Source organism: Mucilaginibacter sp. NFR10 (assembly GCF_900100445.1).
Taxonomy (GTDB): Bacteria; Bacteroidota; Bacteroidia; order Sphingobacteriales; family Sphingobacteriaceae; genus Mucilaginibacter; species Mucilaginibacter rubeus.
On record NZ_FMTV01000004.1, the window covers coordinates 587,064 to 601,357 of the forward strand.

15 protein-coding genes are annotated in these 14,294 nt (G+C 41.6%); 6 read left to right on the forward strand and 9 right to left on the reverse strand.

The annotated features are described in order from the left end of the window. The first annotated feature begins 9 nt into the window (after positions 1-9). From BLP33_RS16960 to BLP33_RS16975, 4 genes are all read left to right on the forward strand, one after another. Positions 10-852: an isoaspartyl peptidase/L-asparaginase gene (locus BLP33_RS16960; protein ID WP_090531114.1), complete on the forward strand. Its 843-nt coding sequence runs from the start codon at positions 10-12 to the stop codon at positions 850-852. 179 nt (positions 853-1,031) lie between these two features. Next, positions 1,032-1,661: a tetratricopeptide repeat protein gene (locus tag BLP33_RS16965; protein WP_090531117.1), complete on the forward strand. Its 630-nt coding sequence runs from the start codon at positions 1,032-1,034 to the stop codon at positions 1,659-1,661. 189 nt (positions 1,662-1,850) lie between these two features. Further along, a complete protein-coding gene (locus BLP33_RS16970; RefSeq protein WP_090531368.1) occupies positions 1,851-3,992 on the forward strand; it encodes a carboxy terminal-processing peptidase in 2,142 nt (713 codons plus the stop codon). A 271-nt stretch (positions 3,993-4,263) separates the two neighbouring features. After that, positions 4,264-5,193, forward strand: a complete 930-nt coding sequence (locus BLP33_RS16975) for an NAD(P)-dependent oxidoreductase (protein ID WP_090531120.1) — start codon at positions 4,264-4,266, stop codon at positions 5,191-5,193. A 184-nt stretch (positions 5,194-5,377) separates the two neighbouring features. On the opposite strand, the gene BLP33_RS16980 is transcribed toward BLP33_RS16975, so the two are convergent. The 6 genes from BLP33_RS16980 to BLP33_RS27795 form a co-directional block, all read right to left on the reverse strand. Further along, entirely contained in the window at positions 5,378-5,656 is a 279-nt protein-coding gene (locus BLP33_RS16980; protein WP_090531122.1) for an Atu4866 domain-containing protein, read from the reverse strand. Next, positions 5,617-6,462, reverse strand: a complete 846-nt coding sequence (locus BLP33_RS16985) for an oxidoreductase (RefSeq protein ID WP_090531125.1) — start codon at positions 6,460-6,462, stop codon at positions 5,617-5,619. Before BLP33_RS16985 ends, BLP33_RS16980 begins: the two co-directional genes overlap by 40 nt. A gap of 132 nt (positions 6,463-6,594) precedes the next feature. Then, positions 6,595-7,326 carry an SDR family oxidoreductase gene (locus tag BLP33_RS16990; RefSeq protein ID WP_090531128.1) on the reverse strand — a complete coding sequence of 244 codons (732 nt, stop codon included), beginning with the start codon at positions 7,324-7,326 and terminating at the stop codon, positions 6,595-6,597. A 40-nt stretch (positions 7,327-7,366) separates the two neighbouring features. Further along, the gene (locus BLP33_RS16995; RefSeq protein WP_090531131.1) at positions 7,367-8,200 is read right to left on the reverse strand and encodes an oxidoreductase; all 834 of its coding nucleotides are present in this window, start codon (positions 8,198-8,200) and stop codon (positions 7,367-7,369) included. A gap of 93 nt (positions 8,201-8,293) precedes the next feature. After that, positions 8,294-9,196 (reverse strand): helix-turn-helix domain-containing protein, encoded by a 903-nt coding sequence (locus BLP33_RS17000; RefSeq protein WP_090531134.1) that lies wholly within the window; start codon positions 9,194-9,196, stop codon positions 8,294-8,296. Between the two features lie 418 nt (positions 9,197-9,614). Next, on the reverse strand, positions 9,615-9,746 hold the full coding sequence (locus BLP33_RS27795) for a hypothetical protein (RefSeq protein ID WP_256382335.1): 132 nt from the start codon (positions 9,744-9,746) through the stop codon (positions 9,615-9,617). Positions 9,747-9,954: 208 nt separating this feature from the next. On the opposite strand from BLP33_RS27795, the gene BLP33_RS17015 reads away from it, so the two are divergent. Both BLP33_RS17015 and BLP33_RS17020 read left to right on the forward strand, forming a co-directional pair. Further along, the gene (locus BLP33_RS17015) at positions 9,955-10,137 is read left to right on the forward strand and encodes a hypothetical protein (RefSeq protein WP_090531143.1); all 183 of its coding nucleotides are present in this window, start codon (positions 9,955-9,957) and stop codon (positions 10,135-10,137) included. A gap of 227 nt (positions 10,138-10,364) precedes the next feature. Beyond that, positions 10,365-11,573 carry an ATP-binding protein gene (locus BLP33_RS17020; RefSeq protein WP_090531146.1) on the forward strand — a complete coding sequence of 403 codons (1,209 nt, stop codon included), beginning with the start codon at positions 10,365-10,367 and terminating at the stop codon, positions 11,571-11,573. Positions 11,574-11,914: 341 nt separating this feature from the next. On the opposite strand, the gene BLP33_RS17025 is transcribed toward BLP33_RS17020, so the two are convergent. Genes BLP33_RS17025 through BLP33_RS17035 form a run of 3 tightly spaced genes read right to left on the reverse strand, consistent with a single transcriptional unit; the run spans position 11,915 to position 14,273 of the window. Beyond that, positions 11,915-12,496 (reverse strand): DUF6939 family protein, encoded by a 582-nt coding sequence (locus tag BLP33_RS17025; protein ID WP_090531149.1) that lies wholly within the window; start codon positions 12,494-12,496, stop codon positions 11,915-11,917. After that, positions 12,497-13,585, reverse strand: a complete 1,089-nt coding sequence (locus tag BLP33_RS17030) for a DarT ssDNA thymidine ADP-ribosyltransferase family protein (RefSeq protein ID WP_090531152.1) — start codon at positions 13,583-13,585, stop codon at positions 12,497-12,499. Next, entirely contained in the window at positions 13,578-14,273 is a 696-nt protein-coding gene (locus BLP33_RS17035; protein WP_090531155.1) for a hypothetical protein, read from the reverse strand. Before BLP33_RS17035 ends, BLP33_RS17030 begins: the two co-directional genes overlap by 8 nt. Positions 14,274-14,294: the final 21 nt, after the last annotated feature.

Sequence of the window (14,294 nt, forward strand, 5' to 3'; positions counted from 1 at the left end):
TTTATAATTATGAAAATAATTATTCACGGCGGTTTTTTTAGCGAATCGCATACCAACCAAGAAGTAAAGCTGGCCAAACAGGAGGCCCTGAACGGCATAGTGCAGTTAGGATACAAACATCTGCAACACCACACTGCTGCCGAAACGGCCGTTTATACCGTAAGGCTGCTTGAAGATTGCGAGCTTTTTAACGCAGGTACCGGCTCACAGATCCAGAGCGACGGCAAGATCCGCCTCAGCGCCTCTTTGATGGATGGTAAAACCCAGCGCTTTTCGGGCGTCATCAACATTGAAGACGTTAAAAACCCTATCTGTGTAGCCGAAAAACTGCAAGCCTATGATGATCGTGTATTGAGCGGCAAAGGAGCATGCGATTTTGCTATAGAAAACGGTCATAAATATTATAACCCGGAAATCCCGCAGCGACGTCACGAATACGAACAGAAACTAAGCGATTCTATAAGGCTTGGCACCGTGGGCTGCGTTGCATTGGATGTGCATGGAAACCTGGCTGCAGCCACCAGCACCGGCGGTAAAGGTTTTGAAATACCCGGTCGGGTTAGTGATTCGGCTACTACAGCAGGCAATTATGCAAATGAGTTTGCTGCCGTTTCATGTACCGGCGTAGGTGAAGATATTGTAAGCGGCTCAGTAGCTGTTAAAATTGTTACACGCGTAACCGATGGCATGCCCCTTATGGCTGCTACCGAAAAAACCTTCGATGAAATGAAACCTTACGATGGCTTTGCCGGTGTAATCGGTATTACTACTGATGGGCAGATCTATCATTCAGATACACATCCTTACATGGTTTGGGCCCTGCATGACGGAGATATTGAAGTTTTTAACTAAAACCTAAATTTATTTTTTCCGTAGAAAGGTATAAGTTCAGTATCTGTAAAATAACGGTGGCTTTTAGGCGTTTACGTATTTACTGCTTTTTACAGGTATTGTTTTCCCGTTAACAAATAATTACATTTGTTAAGCTGATTAATTTAAAATAAACAGTTTAAACCCAGGAAAAAGATTAAATGAGATATTTCCTACTTATTATTTTATGCGCTGTTGGGTTCGATGCATCAGCGCAATGGTATTACAAGCCGTTCAATAAGCGTACCCGGTCTCCGCAAATGGCTTATGCACAAAGCCACTCTATTAAAAGACTGCCCGCTCCTGCATTGGCTAAAGTAAAGATTCGCCCGTTTACTATTGAACATACCCCATATGTGCTGGCCATGATCGAGGAATCGGTTATGAAAACCGCGCAGCACAACATGCGCTTTCACGTATATAATGCCGCCAGCTACAACTTTAGCGACCTGGCCCAGATGTATATGAAGCAAAACCGCCTGGCCGAGGCAAAATGGTTCCTGCTGCAAAGTATTTCTATATCGCGCCAGCAAAACGACGACAGGCATACCATAGCCAACCTGCTTGACCTGGCTACTGTAAAAGCCGATTACGGCGATTACGCACAAGCTAAACAAGATCTGGCCGAAGCCCGCCAACTGGCTGTTACCCGCGGTTTGACTTTTGACCTGGCTACTGTAGAGAAAAAAACGCGCTATTTACAGGACAATAAATTTAATACGCTGCACACCGAAACCCACTTTGCCGAAACCGCCGATGCAGGTACAATTACCAAACCGGTTAACAAATAGTATTTTTTTGTAACAAAAACGTAAAATGGTGCTGCCTGCATACTATTAGTAAAACATAATCGTATTATTGTTATTAGTAATTAAGAGACAGCATATTGACTGTCTCTTTTTTATTTTACATTAGCAAATTAATAATAGGCACAAGTATTGATGTTTTACACCAACCCCGATTTAACTACAGTAAAAGATATGTTTAAGAAAGTATATTTGTTATTGGTGCTGGGCGCAGCCCTCGCCTGTAAAGCATCACCATCCAAACCTGTTAAAGTAGCAGGTTCAAATGATTTACAGCCCGATGAACAGCAAAGCCTTGTTTGTAAGCAGGTAGCATCATTAATCTCTAACTACAACTATAAAAAAGTTCCGCTGAACGATTCAGTATCCGCCATCATTTACGACCGGTATATCAAATCGCTCGACGAGAACCACAGCTATTTTTTAGCATCTGATATCAAGGATTTTGAAAAATATAAAACCGTACTTGATGATGATATTAAAGCCGGCAACCTGGCCGATGCTTTTTATATCTTCAACGTTTTTCAGAAAAGATATATCGAGCATGTAAAATATTCGCTTGAGCAGATCAATAAAAACTTCGATTTCAATAAAACCGAAACCTTTGTTTATGATCGTGATAAATTGCCATGGATTGCTTCGCAAAGCGATATGGATGCCATGTGGACCAAGCGCGTAAAATACGATTTGCTAAACCTGAAACTGGCCAATGCAGATATGGCCAAAAACAAGGAAACACTTAAGAAACGTTACGAAAACCTGTTAACACAAACCAACAAGCTATCAAACCAGGACGTTTTTCAATACTTTATGGACGCCTTTACAGAGGCTATCGATCCGCATACTAATTACTTTAACCCATCAAACGCAGCTAATTTCAATATCGAAATGTCGCGCCAGGTTGAAGGGATCGGCGCTTCGCTACAGGTGGAAAATGAGTATGTAACCATTAAAACCATTGTACCGGGCGGCCCGGCAGATAAAAGCCACCAGATAAGCGTCGACGACCGTATCGTTGCAGTAGCCCAGGGTAAAACCGGGGAGTTTCAGAACGTGGTGGGATGGCGTGTTGATAATGCCATCGCTATCATCCGCGGTACTAAAGGCACAACGGTAAGGCTTGAAATATTGCCTGCCGGTGCAAATGCATCAAGCAAGCCCAAAGTGGTTGAAATGGTACGTGAGAAGATCATCCTGAAAGACCAATCGGCCAAAAAAGAGATCCGCACTTACAACAGTAATGGTAAAACGGTTAGGATAGGTGTAATATCTATCCCTGCCTTCTACATTGACTTTAACGACTATAAAGCAGGTAATCCTAACTATAAAAGTACCACCCACGATGTTAAGGCAATCCTTGACTCGTTAAAGAAAGAAAATGTAGATGGCCTGGTGATCGACCTGCGTGAAAACGGTGGTGGTTCATTGATGGAAGCTATTGAGCTTACCGGTCTGTTCATTAAAACCGGCCCTGTAGTACAGGTGCGTGACACTAAAGACCAGGTGGAAATTGATAAAGACGAAGATGCGGACATCACCTATAGCGGCCCTATGGCGGTACTGGTTGACCGTTTCAGCGCTTCGGCCTCTGAAATCTTCTCAGGCGCTATCCAGGATTACGGTCGCGGGTTAATATTGGGAACCCAAACTTATGGTAAAGGCTCGGTACAAAGCGCTATCGATCTTGACAGGGTGATTGGTTCTTCACTTCGTGAAAAAATTGCAGGCGTTGTTGGCGGCGGTAAAAAAACAACCTCAACGGGCAGCCAAAGTACTTACGGACAACTTAATCTTACCATAGCTAAATTCTATCGTATCAGCGGTAATTCAACCCAGCACAAAGGGGTAACACCTGATATTTCATTCCCATCGGTTATTCCATTGGATAAATATGGCGAAGATACCGAACCATCAGCAATGCCTTTTGACATCATTGCCAAAACAGATTATACCAAAACAGGCGATTTTACCGGCGTACTGCCACAGCTAAAAAAACTGCACGACCAACGCATGGCCGGCAGCGACAGCTATAAATACCTGCTTGAAGATATTGCTGATTTCAAAAAACATGATGCCGATGACAGCGTATCGTTAAAAGAATCTGATTTGAAGAAACAACGTGACGATGATGAAGCGAAATCATTTGAGCGTAACAACCTGCGTCGGGTAGCATTAGGTTTGCCAGCCCTTAAAAAGGGTCAAACCAAACCTAAAAACGAAGACCTTGACTTTGTAAAACGCGAAGCCGGCCAAATCATGACCGATTATATCAGCCTTGATAATAAGTATACAAGCGTATCGCAACCGGCTAACTAAGCAAATTATTAATAATATTGAGCGCCCGGAATTGAAAGATGCCGGGCGTTTTTATTTATACACAAATGCATTACTGGTTAAGAAGGATTTTATCGAATTTCACGAATTGATATACTTAGATGCCTTACATCAAAAAATAAAATTCGTGTAATTCGATTTAATTCGGGGAATTAGTGTCATATTCTTAAAAATCACCTCCCTGTTATAAAACCCTGCCGGCTAATACCCCGGCATTTTGTAAATTTGGCCTCTTATAAAAATCGATACAACGTTGAAAAATAATATTCTTATTGTTGATGATGTGCATGCCATTTTCATGGAGATGGCCGAGGCCAAGGGTTACACCTGCGATTACCGTCCGCTGATTAAGCCTGACGAAGCCATGCAAATCATAGGCGACTATGCAGGGTTGGTGATCCGCTCAAAATTCAGGGTGGATAAAGCCGTGCTTGATGCAGCTACCAACCTACAATTCATAGCCCGCGCCGGCGCTGGTATGGATAATATTGATGAAGATTATGCTACTCAAAAAGGTATAAAACTCATCAACGCACCCGAAGGCAACTCAGATGCCGTAGGCGAACATGCCATAGGTTTACTGCTGTCATTAATGAACAACCTAAACCGCGGCGACGCCGAAATTCGCGGGGGGAAGTGGCTGCGCGAGGCTAACCGGGGTTACGAGCTAAAAGGTAAAACAGTAGGTATTATCGGCTACGGCCATATGGGCAGCAGCTTTGCCAGGAAACTTTCGGGCTTCCAGGTAAATGTTATTGCTTACGATAAATACAAAACCGGCTTCAGTGATAAATATGCGCGCGAGGTAAGCATGGAAGAAATTGTAAAGCACAGCGATGTACTGAGCCTGCATATCCCCCTAACTGCAGAAACCGACGGGCTGGTGGATGATGAATACCTGTTCCATTTTAAAAAGCCTATCTTTTTCTTAAACACCTCACGCGGCAAAACTGCTAAAGTAAGTGCCGTGCTAAACGCCATACGCGAAGGCAAAATTTTAGGGGCAGGGTTGGATGTATTGGAGGTTGAAAAATTCCCGGCCCTTGCCGAGCAACAATGGTTTGAGGAATTAAAACGAAGCGGCAAAGTGCTGTTAAGCCCTCACGTTGCCGGCTGGACATTTGATTCATACCGGAAGATCAGCGAGGTAATGGCCGAAAAGCTGGCCGATTTGAAAGGATAGGCAGATTATCGGAACCACACATATCTTTAATAATTGCGACAGTGTAAGGAATGCCCCTTGTAAGTCACATGAAAGAGAAATCTCCTGCACCATGCATACTTTATAAGGCATGGTGCAGGAGATTTCTGTTTAGATACATTTCCGGGCCGGGTTGGCAGAAATGATAACTGATTTAATATATTCGTTATGCCGTTTCCTTGTACAATACCATGCCGGCATGGTAAAACACCCCGTCCCTGAAATCGCCTTCGGCAGTAAAGCCGGTATCGTCAAGATATTCAACGTGGTTCCCTAATACACTGTAGTAACCTGTGTAGGCATTTTGTTTGTCGCCTCGGGCCTCAGTGTAGCGCCCGTTAGGCAAAAATTCGTGACGTATAAACCCATCGCGGGTAACCCATACACCTATATAATGATGAGCATTTATTGTTGTATTGCTGTTGAAAGCGTTAGTTCTTTCCATGTTGCTAATTCGTTTTGAACGAAGGCAAGCTTCTTTTCAACCAGACCGTAAGCATCCTCGCCCAAAAATAAATTTAGCGGTGGGTTAGCTTCGTTAGTTATGCTGATCATAGCCTCGGCTGCTTTTTCAGGGTCGCCGGCTTGTTGCTTGTCCATGTCGTTTTGGTGAAAATTTACTGTATCGCGAACGTTTTGATAGTCGGCTATCTGGTTTTGAGGTACCGCCAATGAACCGGCCGACAGGAAATTGGTCCTGAAATAACCCGGCTGTACAATGGTAACCTTTATGCCAAACGGTGCAACTTCGGCTGATAATGTTTCGGAGAAACCATTAACGGCAAACTTGGTGGCGCAATAAATACCTCCGCCTGCAAACGCGCCGGTGAAGCCACCTATCGACGATACATTTAAAATATGACCTGATTTTTGAGCACGCAGATAAGGCAACGCCTTACGGATCACATTCAATGATCCAAATACGTTAACCTCAAAGTTATCACGGGCCTCGCGGTCGGTAAGCTCTTCAATACCGCCTAATAAGCCGTAACCAGCGTTGTTGACAATAACGTCAATTTTTCCGAAGGTTTTTACAGTATGCTCAACGGCTTCCTGCACACTGTACTCGCTGGTCAAGTTAACGGCGAGGGGTAAAAACTGCTCGTTTTGCGTGTCAACTGCTTTGGTCAAATCGCTTAAATTGCGCGATGTAGCGGCTACTTTATAGCCTTCATTCAATAGTTTTTTTACTAAGGCAAGTCCCAGTCCTTTTGAGGCACCAGTTACAAACCATACTTTGTTGTTTTCCATATGTTGTATTTGATAGATTTTGATTTTACTTGTTACTATTTCAATGATTGTTTATGATTTTCACCTATTTTGTCTTTTGGGATTTCACCGATAGGCTATGATTCCACCGATTTATGATGAATTCAACCTGCTCTATCGTGTTTGTCCGAGCGGCCGTACCACCACCTCGTTAACGGAGATATTATCCGGCTGGCTTATAGCGTAAATCACCGCGTTGGCTATAGCCTCCTCATCAAGTTTTGGCATGTTGGCAAGGTTGCCGTACAAGCCCTTAATCTTAGGGCTGGTAATATCATGTCCTAATTCGGATTTAGTTGCGCCGGGGTAAATGGTGGTTACCTTAATGTTTTGGGCAACTTCCTCACGCAGGGTTTCCATAATAGCCTTAACCGCGAACTTGGTACCGCTGTAAACGCCAATGCCCGGCGACGTTTTTAAACCACCAACCGATGACGTGGAGAGGATATGCCCCTGGCCGCGTTCAAGCATGTGGGGCAGCACAGCATTAATCCCGTACAATACGCCCTTAATATTAATGTCGATCATTTTGTCCCATTCATCAACATGACCTTCTTCAAAAAAAGAGATGGGCATGATGCCGGCATTGTTCCACATTACGTCAACTCGGCCAAATTTGGCTATGGTCTGCAGAATGACGTTATCCAGATCAGTTCGCCTGGCAACATCGGTTACTACATAAATTGCATTTTCGCCAATTTCCTGTGCCAGGTTTTTCAATTGATCTTCCCGGCGGGCAGCCAAAACCACTTTAGCGCCAAGTTGTGCCAGTTTGCGGGCAGCAGATGCGCCGATGCCACTGCTGGCACCGGTTACTACAATCACTTTATCCTTGATACTTTCCATTTGGTGTTTATAGGTAGATATAGGGTAAACGGAATAAAATTTAGAAATCAGTTGAGCAGGTTACATCCTCCCACTGCCTGATTTCATTGTGTAAAGTATCAAGCTTTGCCAAAGCGCGATTGTATGCATCGCCACCTAATAAAAGGTACAATGGCGGGTTCTCTTCATAAACTGTGTTGATAATAGCAGTTGCAGCCTTTTCCGGGTCACCGGCTTGCTTGCCGTCCATTTTGAGGTATTTGTTATGAATGGCGCGCACTTCTGTATAATCATCAATTTGGTTGCCAGTAATTGAAAGCGATCCTGCAGTAAGAAAACTGGTGCGGAAAGCGCCGGGAGCGACCACGGTTACCTTAATGCCCAATTCCTTAACATCAGCAGCAAGCACTTCCGAAATACCGATCACCGCATATTTGGCCCCTGCATAAATTGCCCAGCCGGTATTAGCTGTAATACCTGCGATAGATGAAATATTGATGATATGGCCTGAGCGCTGTTTGCGCAGGTATGGCATTGCCGCACGGATCACGTTCAGCATACCAAATACGTTTACATCAAATGCCATACGGGTTTCGGCATCACTAAGTTCCTCAATAGCTCCACCAATGCCATAGCCGGCATTGTTGATCACTACATCGATACGGCCAAAAGCTTCATAGGTGTGTTGCAATGCAAGCGATACACTGCTATCGTTTACCAGATCGACTTGTAGGGGTAAAAAATTATTGCTTGTTGTATTAACCGCAGCGGTTAATTCCTGTAAATTTCTGGAAGTAGCGGCAACAAGCTGTCCTGCATCCAGTAGTTGTTTTACTAAGCTGAGGCCAAAACCTTTCGAAGCCCCGGTAATAAACCATACTTTGTTGTTGTCCATAAAAATTGTTTGCTTTGTTTATTTGAGATAAAACAAAGTTACAGCAGCAACAAAGGGGGCACATTACATTAATCAAACCAAAGGTTACAAAATTCAAACATTTCGGAACGAGCTTGGTGTTTGTTGGGTTTGTTTCTTGAAAAAGTTATTAAAATGTGTCGGCTCCTCAAAGCCCAGGCAATAACCAATTTCAGAAATGTTCCAGTCTGTATGCCTTAATAATGATTTGGCTTCGCTCAGCAGCCTGTCGGCAATATGATCGGTAGTGGTTTTGCCGGTAGTTTCGCGAATTGCCCTGTTCAGATGGTTTACATGCACCGAAAGCCGTTGTGCAAAATCATTGGCCGATCGCAATACAAACCGCTGTGAAGGGGTTTCAATAGGGAACTGCCTTTCAAGCAGCTCGGTAAATACTGATGTTATGCGCGATTTAGCGTCTACATGCTTATAAACATTTTCGGATGGTTCCGTTTTAAGCGCATAATAAATTACTTCCGTAACATAATTACGGAGCAGATCATATTTAAAAGCATACTCGGTATTAATCTCAGACAGCATTTTCTGAAAAAGAGCGGTTACATAAGCGTCCTGTTCATCATTTAAGGCATAAACCGGCTTGGCATTAAGCCCAAACATCGGAAACTCGCTTAAGCCTGTCCTGAATTTCTCCAGAAAAAACTCTTCGGTAAATATGCAGAAGAAACCAGTGCGGTCATCAGACATGTGCTCAAATGTATAAGGTACCATGGCACTGAAGAACATCAGCGTTGAACCCGAAAGCTTGATACTTTTATCGGCATAATGAATAATGTTATCGCCGCGCATCAGGCTGATCTTATAAAAAGTACGGCGGCTGTAGGTTACCTGCTTTGCATTAGGGCCAATACAATCCTCAATCCTGAACACATTAAAGTGACCGATGCTTTGCTGAAGGTTACCGGGCAACCAGTTAACCTTTCTTTGATAAAAATCTTGAAGTGTTTCTGCTTTCGACATAAAACAAAGTTACAAAAATCAAACCAAGGCTTCAAAACAGGGATAATTTAATATTTTGAGGTAAATAAAAAGCCTTTAAATCGCATGATTTAAAGGCTTTGAACATTTTTAAAATGTTTTTCAGCGGAATGGACGGGACTCGAACTACGCCCCTATATCTTTGAAAATCAATGTTTTTACTTTCTAAAAACCTGGTGCTCACCAGATGCTCACCTGTTTTTTGCAATTAATTGAATGCAAATGAGTTGCGTCAAATCTATAAAAAAATATTTTTTGGTGCAATTTTATTCGCCGGATTTTTAAAGATTTGCCTAAAATACTATTTAAGACTGATAATACTCTTCTTTGATTTTAATCAGAAGCTCCTCGGTTTGATTAATATGTGGTTATCCGGTAGGTTACTTTTTAATAGCCGATCTTAATCTGCTCCATTTTCTTTTACCATTTTCATAAGGTCCTCAAACTCTCTGTTACGGATCTTCAGTAGAATATCACGATCTTCCTGTTTTACTGATTTGTCAGAGAAAACAACTATTCTGCATGATGTCATATAATTAGGGTAAAATTTAGTGTTAAATGGCACAGAATTAGGGTAAAATCCGGAGCGATTTGTTTACGAACCCTTAATCTACCACGTTTAAATCCTGTAAAATGAAACAATCAAAGTTTCTTTGTAAAGATGGTGTTGGATAACCGACAGGGGGCTTGGCCTTTGATCTCCAGAGTCAAAGCTCATTTTATTGTTTAATTTTGTAGTCATGGCACCAAAACCTACGAAACTTACCCGCTCTAAAGGTGAAAGGCTCGGCTGGACACCCATTGAACAAGTGAAGCACGTCACCTTAAAATCGATAACCGTACATGGTCGCAGGGTTTCAGTTCGTCTGCACCAGGAATCCCAAAACGGTGAGGCGGTTATGCCGAAATTTCTTATCCCTTAATCTTTAATTCATGTCGTATTTTTCAAGCCGAATACCTCCGTTATTAGAATCTTATGATAGTGTTTTCGGGCTAGCTCTGTAAATAAGAGTGTACCTGTGGATCGTAAAAGTCATATAAATTCTAAACTTGGCCACCCACTGACGACCACGATTGTATTTTGGTATCAAATAAAATTGTATTTTACTAACAAACAATTTTGTATTTTTGTATCAAATAATAAATAAATATGATACTTCAATCTGCTTTTAACCAGGTTATCGAAACTCAAAAAGCAAACCTGACTCAAAAAGATCCTGGTCTGAAAAGAGATGCGCTGGCAACTTTGCCAGACTTATCGGCGTTTGCATTAATCGTTTCGGGAATAAGAAGATGCGGGAAAAGTACGCTGCTCTTCCAACTACTCAAAGAGAGATATCCTGATGCATTATATCTTAATTTTGAAGATCCCCGGCTTTATGAATTCGGTCCTACGGACTTCGCCAGACTGGATGAATCCATTAAGGCAAGCGGAAGTAATGTGCTTTTTTTTGACGAGATCCAAATTATACCGGAATGGGAAAGATATGCGAGGCAAAAGCTGGATGAAGATTATAAATTAGTAATAACAGGCTCTAATGCCTCTTTATTAAGTCGGGAGTTAGGCACTAGGTTAACCGGTCGGCATATCACAAAAGAGCTCTTTCCTTTTTCTTATCATGAGTTTTGTTCCTTTAAAGGATTATCTTATGATAAGTCTTCTTTATTAAGTTATTTAGAATTAGGCGGCTTCCCCGAATATTTAAAGCAAGGGATACCTGAAATATTAAATCAATTATTCGAGGATATTTTGATCAGAGACATTGCAGTACGCTACAGCATTAGGGATGTTAAGACGTTGCAGCGGCTGGCATTTTACCTGCTCTCTAATGTTTCAAAGTTGATCTCAGGCAACAGGCTCAAAACGCTGTTTGAAATCGGGTCTACCAGTACAGTTATGGAGTATTTGTCCCACCTGGAATATTCATATCTATTACAATTCGTGCCTAAATTCAGCTATTCTTTAAGAAAACAGATCGCAAACCCAAGGAAAGTTTATGCGATAGATACCGGCCTGATCAATGTTAATTCGGGTTCTTTTACAGAAGATAATGGCAGAAAGTTTGAGAATTTGGTTTACCTGCACCTACGTCAAAAACACCGAGAGATCTATTATTTTGCTGAAAAGAACGAATGCGATTTCGTTATCACAAATAACGGAAAATTAGTGGCGGCAGTTCAGGTGTGTTTTGAATTAAACCCTGATAATATCAACCGTGAGTTGGATGGTGTGGTTGAAGCACTTACATTTTTTAATGGTGATGAAGGCTTTATCGTGACCCTTGATCAAACCGACCGGTTGGAGAAAAATGGTAAAGTTGTCCATGTAGTTCCGGCCCATCAATATTTATCAAAATAATGATTGCGAAAAGCATGTGCATTGCGCTGTTATTATTTTTCGCACCCTCTATTTGAATATCGTTCCCAGCACAACGTCATAGTAAAGCCGGATGTCTTATATTTTAGGTCGAAGTTATAAACTGATCAGTTTGAGATGGCTGTTTTGTTTCATGAAATATATTCAATACCTCAAACACATGAAACGCCGTGAAAAACTCATGAAACATGTGTGTCGTCCTGAAAAGCTTACACGCTAATACATCACACTAATTATAAAAAGCAAAACCGTTAAAACCAAGTACGCCACGTTCTTGCCTACACTGCAACCGCCCCGGTTGAGGTTATAAACTCGCAATCAACTCAGAATAAAAGATTAGGAATTGATTTTTTTAAAGTAATAGCAGGTGTTTTCTTTTCAAGGTATCTTTTTACCAAACCGGCATGGGATAAGGGCTTTTCTAAGTTTTCAATTTCGATATTGGTTTCATAATCCAGGAAAACTAAATCCTTTTGCAGAGCTAATTGTGTTAGCTTTCCTAACAACGTTTGTAGCTTATGATCTAATACCCAGGCATACGTTTTTAAATAAATTTTTTTTCTTGCCTCCTGATAGTCGAGCAGCTCTGTTCCGTAAACACCTTTTCGATGTCCGCATACCCGCCCGTTTTTTCTAACGGAGCGTTTTATGTTCTTCATGTCTTCAATCATAAATTTAGCGGTATCAATATCCTGATCTTCAAAAACTTTTAGGCCTTGCCATATTCCTTCAACGCTTTTCGCTAACACATCACAAAATGGAACGGGTATGTCTCCATGAGGATAGAACGGGCTAAATTGTTTGTACTCATCTATGCCCGATGACGTAAAATCTAGTATTATCGCTTCCGGGTATTTCTGAACTAATCCCTGCAATTTTTTTCGTTTGCTTTCAATAAAGATCATCTATAAGTTTTTTATATAAGCAATGGGGATTTTTTCGAATACAAGCACTTCAGCCTGAAAAGCATCATAATGAGGCCTATCACCATATTGAGGATTCCGTTGCGTTAATGCATAATTTATCCGGGTAAAATCTGCAATAGACTCGCCAATCATCGCGTCTTTTCGGGTTGCATTCATATTGCTGAATTTTGTACCATTCCAATAAATGATTTCAGGATCTATTTCTAAAAATAAAGGATTTTTAACAGTCCCGTCCCCGATCACCCGATTTAGCATAGGGTGTTTTTGGCAAAATGATGTTCTAACATAATTTTCGAGTTTTTTGCGACTGTCCAAATCCCTTGATAGCGAATTACCGCCGGGCGCGGGAATTAAAATTTCGTTTTCTTCGCAATATTTCCAAGAGTAAAGATAGCCGTGTTGAAGGATGGAATCAATATTACTTCGGTCTGTAAAATGATACAACTTGTAAATGCCGTTCTTTTTAATGATGATGTTAAAGGCCTCCGCATCAGTTTTGTAAATTACCTTCTCCTTCGGCTGGGCTCGTAACAGTTCTATTTCGGCATCCTGTTGTCTCAGGAAACCAGGCAGATTGCGCTCGTTTTCTAGGACTTTTTCCAGAAATGCAGTAATGTCGGCTGCGACCTCATCTGTCAGAGCCTGAAATTGATTTAACTTCGTTTTATTACGCAGTACAAAGACAGAATCTACGCTGGAAAATAAATATCTGAAGTATTGCAGCAGTTCATCAATCCTACCAGCATAAAGATCATTCAGCCATGAAAACTCTGGGGAGGATATTTTGAGCGTCAGATGGTAGTAGGCGTTTTCCTCGTTTAATTCTGCCGGGATGTAAGCATAGGTGGATTTCGGAACAAACTTTATCTCATAGTCTATATGAATGCTTAATGCCTGATCCTGAAATATATTATCGTAGATGCCGATAAGTTCCCGGACATTAACCTGCTTGTCTTTCTGTTCATAATTAAGTAACAGTGATTTGATTTCAGCAACGTTCCTAAGAAGCCGCTCAAGCGTTACGATATACTCCGCGTGTGCATCGGGGCCGATAACCTTTTCAGACATAATAAATAATCTCCAGCCGCCTGTTTGGCATCTTTAATATAAATCTTTCGATTTGATCAAATCTGTTAACAGTAATTTGAAAAGCATAATCAGGATCTTCCCCAGCATATTCCAACTGGTTGCCGTTTCGGCGCGATAGCCTGGCACTTTTCGCAGACAAGGTTGGTTCGATACTAATCATCGCCCTTCTTTTTTCATCTGTAAAATTGACGATTACCTTACGATCGGCAATGGAGTTGTTTACCATTAAATTGTTCTCATACCTTTCGTGGCGAACGGAATCAAAAATGCACATGTCGGATTCCACGTTATCTATCGCTCTGCCATGTGTTCTGAAAAAATACTCCCTCAGAAAATCCCACATACCAGCCCATGAGATATTTTGAACGATCATAAATGACGCTGTAGCAACATGGTTTTGAGTATAGTCCTGCGGAAAAAGCCGCGCAGTATAATTTGTAAACCACAGTGCGATATCATGAAAACGCATATTGGCGTTAACATGATTTTGTAGTTGGTTTATATCGTGATGAGATGATATTTGCTGCCTGTGATTTTCCAGGATGAGCAGACAGGCCACGTTGATGGTTTCTGTTTCTACATCCTGTAAGATCAGATTTCCTTTCTTTTGCTGCAGATCAGCTAAAGATTCATAAAGCTTTTGTTCGGCTATTTGTTGTGTCAGCATTTGCGAATCAATAAGTTGATA